Origin of the sequence: Streptomyces sp. NPDC057963 (assembly GCF_042887155.1) — a bacterium.
Taxonomy (GTDB): Bacteria; Actinomycetota; Actinomycetes; order Streptomycetales; family Streptomycetaceae; genus Streptomyces.
The window spans coordinates 235775-248873 of the sequence record NZ_JBHVPX010000003.1 but is presented as its reverse complement, the minus strand read 5'-3'; the positions used below and the strand labels follow the sequence as shown (position 1 = coordinate 248873).

Here is a 13099-nt window from a genome sequence, read left to right as displayed (position 1 = left end):
AAGCGACACGATGTTGAATTCAGTGTTGTTGTGTTGTGCGACTCCGGTGACCTGAGTGATCAATGGAGGACCTGTGACGCCTCGCCCACCCCGTCTCACCGCGTTCGGTAGGGCGGCGACCCTGCTCGCAGCCGGTCTGCTGACCGCCGCGCCGCCCGCCCAGGCAGCCGACACCACCCGGACCGCCGGCCCGGCGAAGGCCGCCGAGGGGCGGAGAACGCCCGCCATCACACCGACCCCGCAGTCGGTGAAGAGCCGGCCCGACCGGATCACCATCAGCCCCACCGTCACCCTGGTGGCGGGCCCGGTCTCCGACGAGCCGTCCCTGAAGGTGGTGGAGACCGCGCTGCGCCGGGCCGGCGCGCAGCGCGTCGTGCGCAGCGACAGACCCGGCAGGGGCGGGCTCACCGTCCATGTCGGCGACTCCGCCGCGCTCGCCGCCCAGCACCTCGACGGCCCGTCCGCGCTGCCCGCCGACGGCTATGTCCTCGGTGTCGGCGCCGGGCGCATCGTCCTCGCCGGCAAGGACACCACCGGCACGTACTACGCCGCGCAGACGCTGCGTCAAGTCCTGCCGCGCGCGAAGCATCCGGGCACCCGGGTCGCCGGACTCGCCGTACGGGACTGGCCCGGCACCGCCCTGCGCGGCGTCATCGAAGGCTTCTACGGCACCCCGTGGTCGCACGAGGCCCGGCTCGATCAGCTCGACTACTACGGCGAGCACAAGATGAACATCTACGTGTACTCGCCGAAGGACGACCCGTATCTGCGCGCGAAGTGGCGCGACGCCTACCCCGCCGACCGGTTGGCCCAGATCAAGGAGCTCACCGACCGCGCCGTCCAGCGGCACGTGGAGTTCACCTACGCGCTCTCGCCCGGCCTCTCCGTCTGCTACAGCTCGGACGCCGACGCCAAGGCGCTGGTGGACAAGTTCCAGACGATCTGGGACATCGGCGTACGGACCTTCGCCGTACCGCTGGACGACATCAGCTACACCGACTGGAACTGCGCCGAGGACAAGGCGAAGTGGGGGACCGGCGGTAGTGCGGCGGGTGCGGCGCAGGCCCATCTGCTCAACCGGGTGAACAAGGAGTTCATCTCCACCCACCCGGGCGCCCAGCCGCTCCAGATGGTCCCCACCGAGTACTACGACGTTGCCGTGTCGCCGTACAAGAAGGCGCTGGCCGAGCAGCTCGACCCCGATGTCCTCGTCGAATGGACCGGGGTCGGTGTCGTCGCGCCGACGATGACCGTCGCGCAGGCCCAGGCGGCCCGTACGGTCTTCGACCACCCGATCCTGACCTGGGACAACTACCCGGTCAACGACTACGCGACCGACCGCTTGCTGCTCGGGCCGTTCAACGGGCGGGAGAAGGGGCTGCCCGGCAAGCTGGCGGGGATCACCGCCAACCCGATGATCCAGCCGTATGCCTCGAAGATCGCGCTCCACACCGTTTCCGACTACGCCTGGAACGACGCCGCGTACGACCCCCGCACCTCGTGGGGCGCGGGACTGAAGGAGTACGCGGGCGGAGACCCCCGTACCGAGAAGGCGCTGCGGGCCTTCGCCGACGTCAACTACAGCTCGGCCCTCAACAAGGACCAGGCCCCCGAACTGGCGGCGGAGTTCGCCGACTACTGGACATCCGGTGACGCCGCGCGGCTCAGCTCGGTGCTCGGTGCGCTCGGCTCCGCCCCCGACCGGTTGCGCGGCCACCTCCCGGACCGCGGCTTCATCGCCGACTCCGGCCCCTGGCTGGACGCCACCGAGTCCTGGGCTGCTGCCGCCCGTACCGCCCTGCGCATGGTCGAGGCGGCCCGCGCCGGAGAGGGAGCGCGGGCCTGGGAACTCCGGCAGCGGCTGCCCGCGCAGGTCGCCGCGGCGAAGTCCTTCATGTACACCGGCCTCGACGGCCGCAAGGTGCCGGTCGTCGTCGGGGACGGGGTGCTGGACCGGTTCATCGACGCGGCGATGGCCGAGCACGACCGGATCCTCGGGGTGAACGGGCGGCCCTCGGCGTCGACCAGCCTGGGCACGTACCAGAGCAACACGCTCGCGCGGATGCTGGACGGCGACGACTCCACCTACTTCTGGAGCGACGGGGCGCCCGCCGCCGGTGACGGGATCACCGTGGACCTGGGCCGGGCGCGGGACATCGGCGACATCACCCTCGCCATGACCAAGCCCGGCAGCACCGAGGACTACCTCCACGAAGGGGTGCTCGAGTACTCGGCCGACGGGCAGAGCTGGCAGCAGCTCACCGCCTTCTCCGGGAAGCCGTACGTCACCACGACCGCGCCCGCCGGAACGAAGGCCCGCTATGTGCGGGCGCGGGCGACCGCGGGCCAGGACAACTGGCTCGTCGTACGGGAGTTCGGCGTCGCCACCGAGGACGGTGCGGTGACGGGCGGGCCGCCCGCCGCGACCGGATCCTCGCTGCGGGCGGCCTCCGACGGAGACCCCGGCACCGTCTACCGGGCGGCCCGTGCCCCGGAGGCCGGGGAGTCGCTGGAGGTGGGGCTCGCCGCCGGGCGTCCCGTGCGCTCCGTCACCGTCCTCCAGCCGGCCGGGGCCGCGGGCCGCGCCGACATCCAGCTGCGGGGTGCCGATGGGGAGTGGCGGACCATCGGTGCGCTCGACGGCCCGTACACCGTGGTGTCCGGCGGGGACAGTGCGGCCGACGCCGTCCGCCTCGTCTGGAACGCGGGGTCGGCGGCTCCGCAGATCGCCGAAGTGGTGGCCGGGCAGGGCTGAGGGCCGCCCGGCGAATCACGGCCGGGTGCCGCCCGCCGACTCCACCGGCCGCACGCCCGGTCCGGCCCGAACCGCTTCGGGCCGGACCGGGCGCCTCCCTGTGCGCCCCCGGCCGAAACCGGTACGGCAGGTTGTTCCCAGAGGGGCAAGCGACCGCTTAGTATGCGCCGGAGCAGTGGTAATGCCGACAGTGTTGTGGAGGCCCCTCATGCAGGCATGGCGAGTGCACCGGAACGGCGAGCCGAGCGAGGTGATGCGGCTCGAAGAGACCGACCGGCCCACGCCCGGCGACGGGCAGGTGCTCATCGAGGTGCTCGCGGCGAACGTCAACTTCCCCGACGCGCTGCTCTGCCGCGGCCAGTACCAGGTGCGGCCACCGCTGCCGTTCACCCCCGGCGTGGAGATCTGCGGCCGGACACCGGACGGGCGGCGGGTCCTGGCCACCCCCGCCCTGCCGGACGGGGGACTCGCCGAATACGTCGTCGCGGACGAGGCGGCCCTGCTGCCCGCCCCGGAGGCCCTCGACGACGCCGAGGCGGCCGCCCTGCACATCGGCTACCAGACCGGCTGGTTCGGCCTGCACCGCCGGGCGCACCTCCGGGCGGGCGAGACGCTCCTGGTCCATGCGGCGGCCGGTGGTGTCGGCAGCGCGGCCGTCCAGCTCGGCAAGGCCGCCGGAGCCACCGTCATCGGCGTCGTGGGAGGCCCGGAGAAGGCCGAGGCCGCCAGCGAGCTCGGCTGCGACCTGGTCGTCGACCGCCGCAGCGAGAACATCGTCGCCGCCGTCAAGGAAGCCACCGGCGGACGCGGCGCCGACGTCGTGTACGACCCGGTCGGCGGCGACGCGTACGCCGCTTCGGTCAAGTGCATCGCCTTCGAGGGCCGGGTGATCGTCGTCGGATTCGCGAGCGGCGTCATCCCTTCCCCGGCGCTGAACCACGCCCTTGTCAAGAACTACTCGATCGCCGGGCTCCACTGGGGCCTGTACAACGCCCAGGACCCGGCAGCCGTCCGCGCCTGCCACGACGAACTCACCCGCCTCTCGGCGCAGGGTGTCATCAAGCCGCTGATCAGCGAGCGGGTCCCACTGGCCGGGGCCGCGGCCGCCGTCCAGCGGGTCGCCGACGGCACCAGCACCGGCCGGATCGTCGTCCTCCCGGCAGGAGCCGCCCGATGACCACCCCCGACGCGGCCGAACTCCGCCGCCGCACCCAGGGCCTGCTGGCCGCACACCCCCCGGCCACCACCGACCGCACCGACTTCCTCAGGGCCCGCTTCGACGCCGGACTCGCCTGGGTGCACTATCCGCTCGGCCTCGGTGGCCTCGACGCGCCGCGCACCCTGCAATCCGCCGTCGACGCCGAACTCGCCGCCGCGGGTGCTCCCGACAACGACCCGCGCCGGATCGGCATCGGCCTCGGCATGGCCGCGCCCACCATCCTCGGCTACGGCACCGACGAACAGAAGCAGCGCTTCCTGCGGCCGTTGTGGGTCGGCGAGGAGGTCTGGTGCCAGCTCTTCAGTGAACCGGGCGCCGGCTCCGACCTCGCGGCCCTCGGCACCCGGGCCGTCCGCGACGGCGAGGAATGGGTGGTCGACGGACAGAAGGTCTGGACGTCCAGCGCCCATCTGGCCCGCTGGGCGATCCTCATCGCCCGCACCGACCCGGACCGGCCCAAGCACCGCGGCATCAGCTACTTCATCTGCGATATGACCGACCCCGGCGTCGAGGTCAGGCCGCTGCGCCAGATCACCGGCGAGGCCGAGTTCAACGAGGTCTTCCTGACCGGCGTACGCATCCCGGACAGCAGGCGTCTCGGCCCGGTGGGCGAAGGCTGGAAGGTGGCCCGGACCACCCTGATGAACGAGCGGGTCTCCATCGGCGGGGCACGCGTCCCGCGCGAGGGCGGCATGATCGGACCGGTCGCCCGCACCTGGCGCGAACGCCCCGAACTGCGTACCCACGACCTCCACCAGCGCCTGTTGACCCTCTGGGTCGAGGCCGAGGTCGCCAGGCTCGCCGGCATCCGGTTGCGCCAGCAACTCGTCGCCGGACAGCCCGGCCCCGAGGGCTCCGGCATGAAGCTCGCCTTCGCCCGCCTCAACCAGGAGATCAGCGGCCTGGAAGTCGAACTCCTCGGCGAGGAAGGTCTGCTGTACGGCGACTGGACCATGCGCCGACCGGAGCTCGTCGACTTCACCGGACGTGACGCCGGTTACCGCTATCTCCGCTCCAAGGGGAACTCCATCGAGGGCGGCACCAGCGAGGTGCTGCTCAACATCGTCGCCGAGCGCGTCCTCGGCCTGCCCGCCGAGCCGCGCGACGACAAGGACGTCCCCTGGAAGGACCTGGCCCGATGACCGTACCGACCGAAGAATCCCAGGCGCCCGACCTGCTGTACTCGGAGGCCGAGGAGGATCTGCGGGCAGCCGTGCGTTCGCTGCTCGCCGACCGGTGCGACGCGACGGCGGTGCTCGCCCGCGTCGAGTCCGGCACGCCGTACGATCCGCAGCTCTGGAAGGCCCTCGCCGCCGGCATCGGCGCCGCCGGACTGCTGGTGCCGGAGGAACTGGGCGGGCAGGGCGCAAGCCACCGCGAGGCCGCCGTGGTGCTGGAGGAACTGGGTCGCAGCGTCGCCCCCGCGCCCTACCTGACCAGCGCGGTCGTCGCCACCGAGACACTTCTGGGACTGGGAGCACAGGACGGACCGGTCGCCGAACTCCTCGGCGACCTCGCCGCCGGACGGAAGGTCGCGGTCCTCGCCGTGCCGTTCTCCGCCCCGGAGCCCGGCGCGGCGCAACCGGCCGGCGTCGTGGCCGGCGTGCTGGAGGGGACCGTGACCGGGGTCGCCGACGCGTCCGCGGCCGATGTGCTGCTGGTGCCCACGACCGATGGCCTGTACGCGGTGGAGACCGCCGCCGCAGGGGTCACCGTCGCCCCCCTCGTCCCGCTCGACCTGACCCGTCCGCTCGCCACCGCCACCCTCGCCGGGGCCGCCGGAACCCGCCTGGCCGACGGCGCGGCCGCCGTCTCCGCCGTACGCCGGGGGCTGCTGACAGGCGCCGGACTGCTCGCCTCCGAGCAGCTCGGAATCGCCGAGTGGTGCCTGAGCGAGACGGTCCGGTACACCCGGGAACGGCACCAGTTCAACCGGCCGGTCGGCTCGTTCCAGGCTCTCAAACACCGCATGGCGCACATCTGGCTGGACGTGGTGTCGGCCCGCGCCGCGGCGCGCAACGCCGCGGACGCCCTCGCGACCGGCAGCCCCGACACTCCGGTGGCGGTGGCCGTGGCCCAGGCGTACTGCTCGAAGGCCGCGGTGCGCGCGGCGGAGGAGTGCATTCAGCTGCACGGCGGCATCGGCATGACCTGGGAGCATCCGGCGCACCTGTATCTCAAGCGAGCCAAGGCCGACTCGATCGCGTACGGGACGGCCGGGCACCATCGCGAAGTGATCGCCGAGCTGGCCGAACTGCCCGCGCCGTAGGAGAGGAGAACGAACGGCCCGCGGCGCTGGGGGACTTGGGAGCGGAGGTGCGTGTCCACGCACCTCCGCTCCCTTGTTCCGGTCGTCCGGCGTGGTACCGGGCATCCCTTTACCTGTTGTTTAATTGCGATCAGTTCGCAATAACAGTCGATCTTCAATAAGGGATGTGCAGAGTATGACGGGCCGATCGATACGGGGAGCGGTCGCCGTGGCACTGGCGACCGTGCTGTCGTTGACCGCGGCAGCCTGCTCACAGCCGGGTGGCTCGGGCGGCGACTCCGGTTCGGGTGCGGGGGACTCGGCGGTGGTCGGAATCGCCTACGAGCCCGACAGCCTCAGCCCGCTGCTGGGCTACGGCAAGGACGGCAACTCCAAGATCTTCGACGGGCTGCTCGCCCTCGACGCGCACATGGGACTGCGGCCCGCGCTCGCCACCGCGCTGCCCGCGGTGAGCGCCGACGGACTGACGTACACGTACAAGCTCCGCCGGGGCGTGAAGTTCAGCGACGGGAAGCCGTTCGGCGCCAAGGACGTCGTCTTCACCTACCGCACCATCCTGGACGAGAAGACCAACAACGCCTCCCGCACCGAACTCGACGCGGTGCGGAGTGTCGAGGCGTCCGGCGACGACACGGTTGTCTTCACGCTCAAGTACCCCTACGCACCCTTCGCCCAGCGCACCGTTCTGCCCATCGCCCCCGAACATGTCGCGGGCCGGCAGGACGTCAACACCGGCGCCTTCACCACCCGTCCCATCGGCACCGGACCGTACCTCCTCACCAAGTGGTCCAAGGGCGAGAAGCTCAGCTTCCGGGCCAACCCCGACTACTGGGGCGGCGCGCCGAAGGTGAAGAAGTTCACCATGGCGATCATCAAGGACGACGACGTACGCGCCACCCGGCTGCGCTCCGGCGAACTCGACGGCGCGATCCTGCCGCCGAACCTGGCCAAGGGCTTCGCCCGCGGCAGCGGCACCCGGACCTACGCCGCCACGACGTACGACTACCGCACCGTGACCCTTCCCACCCACAACAAGGTCGCGGGGGACACCGCGATCCGGCGCGCCCTCGATGTCGCCGTCGACCGCGAGGCCATGGTCGCCTCCATCCTCAACGGTGAGGGCAGGCCCGCCTACGGCCCCGTACCCACCGACAGCGAGTGGTTCGCGAAGGGCACCGAACGCGCCCACGACCTGACCGCCGCGCAGAAGATCCTCGACGACGCCGGGTGGAAGCCGGGCAAGGACGGCATCCGCAGCAAGGACGGCGTGCGCGCCGCGTTTCCGCTCTGGTACCTCACCGGGGACAAGCTCCGCCAGGACCACGCACTCGCCTACGCCTCCGACGCCAAGAAGGCCGGCATCGACATCACCACCGAGGCCGGGACCTGGGAGGTCATCGAGCCCCGGATGAAGCAGGACGCGGTCCTCGCGGGCGGCGGTTCGCCCGCCGACCCCGACTTCGACCAGTACACCCTGCTGAAGTCCTCGCTCGCGGGCGACGGCTTCAACAACATGGCCTGGTACGACAACAAGGCCGTCGACCAGGCCCTCGAAGCGGGACGCAGGAGCGGCGACAAGGCCGCGCGCAAGGCCGCCTACGACACCGTCCAGCGCGAACTGGTGAAGAACCCCGGCTACACCTTCCTCACCCACATCGACCACCTCTACGTCGTGAAGGACCGTTTCGGCGCCCTCACCACCCAGGTCGAACCGCACGACCACGGCCTGGCATCCGGTCCGTGGTGGAACGTCGAGGACTGGACGCCGAAGAAGTGAACCACCGCCTCCCCTGGGGGCCGATGGGCAGGATGGCGGGCCGGCGGGTGCTGCTCGCCGTCCCCGTCCTGGCCGCCGTGACGTTCGGCGTGTTCGCCGTCGCCGCCGCCTCCCCCTTCGACCCGGTCAAGGCGTACGCGGGCACCGCAGGTCTCACCGCCTCGCAGGAGAACCTCGATCAGCTGCGAGCCAATCTCGGTGTCGACCAGCCCCTCGTGACCCGCTGGTGGAACTGGCTGACCTCCGCGTTGAGCGGCGACCTCGGCGACTCCAGCGTGATGCGCCAGCCGGTCGCCGACGTCATCGGCGAACGCCTGGGCTGGTCCGTGCTGCTGGCCGCGACCGCCTTCCTCCTCGCCGTCGTCCTGGGCACGGGCCTCGGTGTCCTGGCCGCACGCAGGCCCGGCGGCCTGCTCGACCGGTGCGTCAGCTCCGCCGCGTACACCCTCGAAGCCGCCCCGGCCTTCTGGCTCGGACTGCTCGCCATCTGGTTCTTCGCCCTCGAACTCGATGTGCTCCCGGCCGGCGGACTCACCGACGCGGCCAGCGACACCGTCACCTTCGGGCAGGTGGCCTCCCATCTGGTGCTCCCCGCGGCCGTGCTCGGGATCTCCCAACTTCCCTGGTTCTTCCTCTACGTACGCCAGGGCGTCGCCGACGCGCTGGGCGAGGACCCGGTACGCGGCGCCCGCGCCCGCGGACTGCGTGAACGCACCGTGCTGCTCGGCCACGCCCTGCGCTCCGGGATGCTGCCCATGCTCACCCTCATCGGCTCCCGCGTTCCCGAGCTCATCACCGGCGCCCTGCTCGTCGAGACGGTCTTCAGCTGGCCGGGCATCGCCGCCGCCACCGTGCAGGCCGCCACCTCCGTCGACTTCCCACTGCTGGCGGCGCTCACCGTGCTCGCCACCGCGGCGGTCGTCCTCGGCAACCTCCTCTCCGATCTGCTGTACGCGATCGCCGACCCGAGAGTGGGCTTCGATGGCTGAACTCGTCCTCGGATCCGCCCGCCGTACCACCCGCCGCATCCGGGTGGTCAGCTCCGCCGGGATCGTCGCCGCGGTGCTGCTCGCGATCCTGCTCGTACCGCCCCTGGTCCAGCTCGACCAGCAGGCCGTCGATCTCGCGGCCAAACTCCGGCCACCCTCCTGGCAGCACCCGTTCGGCACCGACGACGTCGGCCGCGATCTGCTCCTGCGCTGCGTCTACGGGCTCCGCGTCTCGCTGCTCGTCGGTATCGTCGCCGGACTCACCGCCACCGTCATCGGGACCGCCGTCGGTGCGCTCGCCGCCGCGTTCGGGGGCTGGACCGACCGGATCGTCATGCGGCTCGTGGACACCTTCTCCTCCGTCCCGCATCTGCTGCTCGGCATCTTCATCGTCGCGATGTTCCGGCCCGGCGTCGGCCCGGTGATCGTCTCCGTCGCCCTCACCCACTGGCTCTCGACGGCCCGCATCGTCCGCTCCGAGGTCCTGTCGCTGCGCTCGCGCCCGTACATCGACGCGGCGATCTCCGGCGGCGCCTCGCGCGCCCGGGTCGTCGTCCGGCATCTGCTGCCCGCGGTCCTCCCGCAGGCGGGCCTTGCCGCGGTACTCATGGTGCCGCACGCCATGTGGCACGAGTCCGCGCTCTCCTTCCTGGGGCTCGGGCTGCCCACCCACCAGGCGAGCCTCGGCAACCTCGTGCAGACCGCGCGCGGTTCGCTGCTCGCCGGGGACTGGTGGCCGACGCTCTTCCCCGGTCTGTTCCTGATCATTCCGACCCTCGCCCTGGCAGGTCTCGCCGGTGCCTGGCGGGAGAGGATCAACCCGCGCCGCCGATCGGAGCTGATGCTGTGAAGAGCACCCCGAACCCGCAGGTCCCGGACCCGCAGACGCCGAGTACTCGGACCCCGAGCACTCGGACCCCGGACCCGCAGACATCGGAATCACAGCCTCCGGTCCTTTCCGTCCGCGGGCTCTCCGTACGCTTCCGGATGCGCGGCGGGCGCCATGTCGCGGCCGTCAGCGACGCACACTTCGAGCTCGCGGCGGGGGAGTGCCTGGCCCTGGTCGGCGAGAGCGGCTGCGGCAAGTCCGTACTCGCCTCCGCGCTGCTGGGCCTGCTCCCCGGCAACGCGCGGACCGCGGGGTCGGCGGTGCTCGGTGACGGTACCGATCTCCTCACCGCCGATGAACGGACCCTCGCCCGCACGGTACGGGGACGCCGCGTCGGACTCGTACCGCAGAGCCCCGCGGCCCACCTCACCCCGGTCCGCACCGTACGGTCCCAACTGGAGGAGACCCTCCGTGAGCTGACCGGCAGCCGCAAGCCCGCCCTGCGCGCCGCGGCCGAGCAGGCCGCCGCGCGTGCCGCGTTCCCGGCCGGCCACCTGGACCGGTACCCGCACGAACTCTCCGGCGGCCTCGCCCAGCGTGCCGCGACCGCGCTCGCCCTGATCGGCGACGCGCCCCTGCTCCTGGCCGACGAACCGACCACCGGACTCGACCGCGACCTGGTCGAGCGGACCGTCGACGAACTGCGCCGGCACACCGACGGTGGCAGGGCGCTGCTGATCATCACCCACGACCTGGCGGCCGCCGAGCGGATCGCCGACCGGGTCGCCGTGATGTACGCGGGCCGCATCGTCGAACTCGCCGACGGCGGACCGTTCTTCGGAGAGCCGGGACCGCGCCACCCGTACGCCCGCGGACTCCTCGACGCCCTGCCGGAGCGTGCCTTCGCACCCGTCCCCGGAATGCCGCCGGAACTCGGAGCGCTCCCCGACGGCTGTGCTTTCGCGGCCCGTTGCGGCCGCGCCGACGAACAGTGCTCCGTCCCACCCCCGTTCGACGGCCGTCTCGCCTGCCACCACGGTGTGCGGACAGCCGCGGAGGAGTCCGCCCATGCTTGAACTCACCCGTGTCACGGCCGGATACGACTCCCGCGATCCCGTGGTCCGCGACGCCTCACTGACGATCGGACCGGGGGAAGCCGTCGGACTGCTGGGCCCGAGCGGTTGCGGCAAATCGACCCTGGCCAGGGTTGCGGCCCTGCTGCACCGCCCGGACGCGGGAACGGTCACTCTCGACGGCCGACCGGTACGGGGCTGGCGGCACCGCGCCCCGCGGGCCCAGCGCACCGCCGTCGGTGTCGTCTTCCAGCAGCCCCGGCTCTCGGCCGATCCCCGGCTCAGCCTGCGTGAACTCATCGCCCAGCCGCTGCGTGCGACCGGCCGGCGCTCGGAGGTGACGGACCGGGTCGCCGAGCTGGCTCCGGACGTCGGCCTCACCGCCGAACTGCTGCACCGGCGTCCGCACGAGGTGAGCGACGGCCAGCTCCAGCGCGCCTGCCTGGCCAGGGCGTTGGTCCTGCGGCCGCGTTGGCTGATCTGCGACGAGATGACGGCCATGCTCGACGCGTCGACGACAGCCGCGCTGGTCGCGGTCGTCGAGTCCTACCGACGCGAGTCCGGGGCAGGACTGCTCGCAGTCGGCCACGACCGGGTGCTGCTGGAACGCTGGTGCGACCGTACCGTCGGCTGGCAGGAAGTCTCCGGGCACGGCACACCGGAAGAGGCACTGAGCCCGGCCGGATGAGGGCATGCCCTCCCCGCAGCCGACCACGGAGGCACCGGAGCGATCCCGCGTCCGGCGGATTCAGCGGATTCAAGGGGAGGGGCAGCATGGCCGGTCGGTGGAGCTTGGACTCGATGTCGGCGCGTTCGACGCGGAGCGGTTCGAGGGGTACGTGACCAGGTGCCGTAACCGCCCTGGACGGCGAAGCCTGGACCGGCCTGGCGGCGACCTCCGTCCACGGGGATCTCGTCGTCGGCGAGATGACCGGGGTGAGGGCCGCGTACCGGGGGCGCGGCGTCTCCGTCGCCATGAAGGCGTACGGCATGGCCTTCGCCCGAACACATGGAGCGCGCAAGGTCCGCACCTTCCACCATCCGGCGAACGCCAGCGCCATCGCGATGAACCGGACGATGGGCTTCATCGACGCCGACGGCTCCGATCGCTGACCCGGGAGGCTTCTGCGCCCCCGTCAGACCTCTGCCAACCGTGTGCGCAGGGCATCGATGTCGGGCAGGAACCAGAGCTGGGTGCCCCGGTTGCTCTCGCGGACGAAGTCCGGCAGGGCGCCACCGGCCTCGGTGTGCCGGGAGATGTCCCCGACGACGGCCAGTTTCAGGCGGTAGTTGGCGAACTTCTGCACGATGTCGCCCGCGACGCGGGTCCGCAACCGGAAGAAGTCGTCCGTCAGCCGGCCGACCGGAACGGCGACCCAGGCGGCGTCGTGCCCAAGCCCCTCGCCGATCAGGTCGAGGGCGTCCTGCTCGTTGCGCAGCGGAGCGCCGTCCCGCGCGCAGACGAGGACGGGTGTGCCTGCGAGGTGCTGGAGCGTGTCAGGCACGGGGCTGTGTTCCTCGGAGGTGTAGGGGCTGCTCATTCCGGCTCCTCGATCAGAGTGTCGATGATCTTCAGCAGGTCCGCTGTGGTGCCCAGGCCGCCCAGGACGATGATCTTGAGGGTGGCTCGTTCCTCGTCGTAGACGGCCTCCACACGCAGTCGGTCATGGCCCGGCTCGTGGTGCCGGCCCTGCGCGGCGGCCATGACCAGGTTGGTCAGACGGATGGTCGCCTCGGGGCTGATCGCGTCGATCTGCACGATGCCGGACACCTCGGCATGGCGCGTACGGCGAGCGGGAGGCGGCGCGGGGATGCCGGTGAACGCCTCCAGATCCTCGCGGGTGACGCGGTACTGCCTGCCGACCCGGGTCGCTTTCAGCCGCCCGTCCCGCACATAGCCCCGCACGGTCCTGACATGGAGTCCCAGCAGGCCGGCCACTTGGTCCACCGAGTAGTAGAGCTGCCGCACCATGTCACCCTCACCTGCGCTTCCGCCCGCCCCGCAGGCATTCCATTTCCTTTAACGTACATGAGAAAGGGAAGGTGAGGGAAGTTTAAGGTATCCGAGGAGAGTGGTGAGCGGACGGACGGGTCGTCGGTCGCGTGGGTCGGGTCGGTGCCGCCGGCTCCCGGCGGGGCGGGACGTGGGCACGGAAGCGCCCGGAGGAGGCGGCAGAGCCGGGCGCAG

General features: G+C 71.8%; 12 protein-coding genes. 10 read left to right on the top strand and 2 right to left on the bottom strand.

Annotated elements, in window-relative coordinates; all coding sequences use genetic code 11:
* The first annotated feature begins 73 nt into the window (after positions 1-73).
* The 10 genes from ACFVT1_RS08180 (at position 74) to ACFVT1_RS08135 (ending at position 12024) form a co-directional block, all read left to right on the top strand.
* Positions 74-2755 carry a beta-N-acetylglucosaminidase domain-containing protein gene (locus ACFVT1_RS08180; protein WP_389793547.1) on the top strand — a complete coding sequence of 894 codons (2682 nt, stop codon included), beginning with the start codon at positions 74-76 and terminating at the stop codon, positions 2753-2755.
* A gap of 208 nt (positions 2756-2963) precedes the next feature.
* A complete protein-coding gene (locus ACFVT1_RS08175; RefSeq protein ID WP_389793546.1) occupies positions 2964-3932 on the top strand; it encodes an NADPH:quinone oxidoreductase family protein in 969 nt (322 codons plus the stop codon).
* Positions 3929-5116 carry an acyl-CoA dehydrogenase family protein gene (locus tag ACFVT1_RS08170; RefSeq protein ID WP_389793545.1) on the top strand — a complete coding sequence of 396 codons (1188 nt, stop codon included), beginning with the start codon at positions 3929-3931 and terminating at the stop codon, positions 5114-5116. The genes ACFVT1_RS08175 and ACFVT1_RS08170 overlap by 4 nt, the downstream gene beginning before the upstream one ends.
* Positions 5113-6243 (top strand): acyl-CoA dehydrogenase family protein, encoded by a 1131-nt coding sequence (locus tag ACFVT1_RS08165; protein ID WP_389793544.1) that lies wholly within the window; start codon positions 5113-5115, stop codon positions 6241-6243. Before ACFVT1_RS08170 ends, ACFVT1_RS08165 begins: the two co-directional genes overlap by 4 nt.
* A gap of 175 nt (positions 6244-6418) precedes the next feature.
* Positions 6419-8020 carry an ABC transporter substrate-binding protein gene (locus ACFVT1_RS08160; protein ID WP_389793543.1) on the top strand — a complete coding sequence of 534 codons (1602 nt, stop codon included), beginning with the start codon at positions 6419-6421 and terminating at the stop codon, positions 8018-8020.
* Positions 8021-8043: 23 nt separating this feature from the next.
* Positions 8044-9009, top strand: coding sequence for an ABC transporter permease (locus ACFVT1_RS08155; protein ID WP_389794060.1), 966 nt, complete (start codon positions 8044-8046; stop codon positions 9007-9009).
* Entirely contained in the window at positions 9002-9859 is an 858-nt protein-coding gene (locus ACFVT1_RS08150) for an ABC transporter permease (protein WP_389793542.1), read from the top strand. Before ACFVT1_RS08155 ends, ACFVT1_RS08150 begins: the two co-directional genes overlap by 8 nt.
* 137 nt (positions 9860-9996) lie before the next feature.
* Positions 9997-10914 carry an ABC transporter ATP-binding protein gene (locus ACFVT1_RS08145; RefSeq protein ID WP_389793540.1) on the top strand — a complete coding sequence of 306 codons (918 nt, stop codon included), beginning with the start codon at positions 9997-9999 and terminating at the stop codon, positions 10912-10914.
* Positions 10907-11599, top strand: a complete 693-nt coding sequence (locus ACFVT1_RS08140) for an ABC transporter ATP-binding protein (RefSeq protein WP_389793539.1) — start codon at positions 10907-10909, stop codon at positions 11597-11599. Before ACFVT1_RS08145 ends, ACFVT1_RS08140 begins: the two co-directional genes overlap by 8 nt.
* A 173-nt stretch (positions 11600-11772) precedes the next feature.
* Positions 11773-12024 (top strand): GNAT family N-acetyltransferase, encoded by a 252-nt coding sequence (locus ACFVT1_RS08135; protein ID WP_389794058.1) that lies wholly within the window; start codon positions 11773-11775, stop codon positions 12022-12024.
* 23 nt (positions 12025-12047) lie between these two features.
* On the opposite strand, the gene ACFVT1_RS08130 is transcribed toward ACFVT1_RS08135, so the two are convergent.
* Both ACFVT1_RS08130 and ACFVT1_RS08125 read right to left on the bottom strand, forming a co-directional pair.
* A complete protein-coding gene (locus ACFVT1_RS08130) occupies positions 12048-12452 on the bottom strand; it encodes a DUF4180 domain-containing protein (protein ID WP_389793538.1) in 405 nt (134 codons plus the stop codon).
* Positions 12449-12883 (bottom strand): helix-turn-helix domain-containing protein, encoded by a 435-nt coding sequence (locus tag ACFVT1_RS08125; RefSeq protein ID WP_389793537.1) that lies wholly within the window; start codon positions 12881-12883, stop codon positions 12449-12451. Before ACFVT1_RS08125 ends, ACFVT1_RS08130 begins: the two co-directional genes overlap by 4 nt.
* Positions 12884-13099: the final 216 nt, after the last annotated feature.

What these genes read in the sequence shown, in the direction of transcription:
- ACFVT1_RS08165 (WP_389793544.1), top strand. Translation starts at nt 5,113, where the DNA reads ATGACCGTACCGACCGAAGAATCCCAGGCGCCCGACCTGCTGTACTCG.
- ACFVT1_RS08175 (WP_389793546.1), top strand. Translation starts at nt 2,964, where the DNA reads ATGCAGGCATGGCGAGTGCACCGGAACGGCGAGCCGAGCGAGGTGATG.
- ACFVT1_RS08150 (WP_389793542.1), top strand. Translation starts at nt 9,002, where the DNA reads ATGGCTGAACTCGTCCTCGGATCCGCCCGCCGTACCACCCGCCGCATC.
- ACFVT1_RS08145 (WP_389793540.1), top strand. Translation starts at nt 9,997, where the DNA reads ATGCGCGGCGGGCGCCATGTCGCGGCCGTCAGCGACGCACACTTCGAG.
- ACFVT1_RS08160 (WP_389793543.1), top strand. Translation starts at nt 6,419, where the DNA reads ATGACGGGCCGATCGATACGGGGAGCGGTCGCCGTGGCACTGGCGACC.
- ACFVT1_RS08170 (WP_389793545.1), top strand. Translation starts at nt 3,929, where the DNA reads ATGACCACCCCCGACGCGGCCGAACTCCGCCGCCGCACCCAGGGCCTG.
- ACFVT1_RS08130 (WP_389793538.1), bottom strand. Translation starts at nt 12,452, where the DNA reads ATGAGCAGCCCCTACACCTCCGAGGAACACAGCCCCGTGCCTGACACG.
- ACFVT1_RS08155 (WP_389794060.1), top strand. Translation starts at nt 8,044, where the DNA reads ATGGGCAGGATGGCGGGCCGGCGGGTGCTGCTCGCCGTCCCCGTCCTG.
- ACFVT1_RS08125 (WP_389793537.1), bottom strand. Translation starts at nt 12,883, where the DNA reads ATGGTGCGGCAGCTCTACTACTCGGTGGACCAAGTGGCCGGCCTGCTG.
- ACFVT1_RS08140 (WP_389793539.1), top strand. Translation starts at nt 10,907, where the DNA reads ATGCTTGAACTCACCCGTGTCACGGCCGGATACGACTCCCGCGATCCC.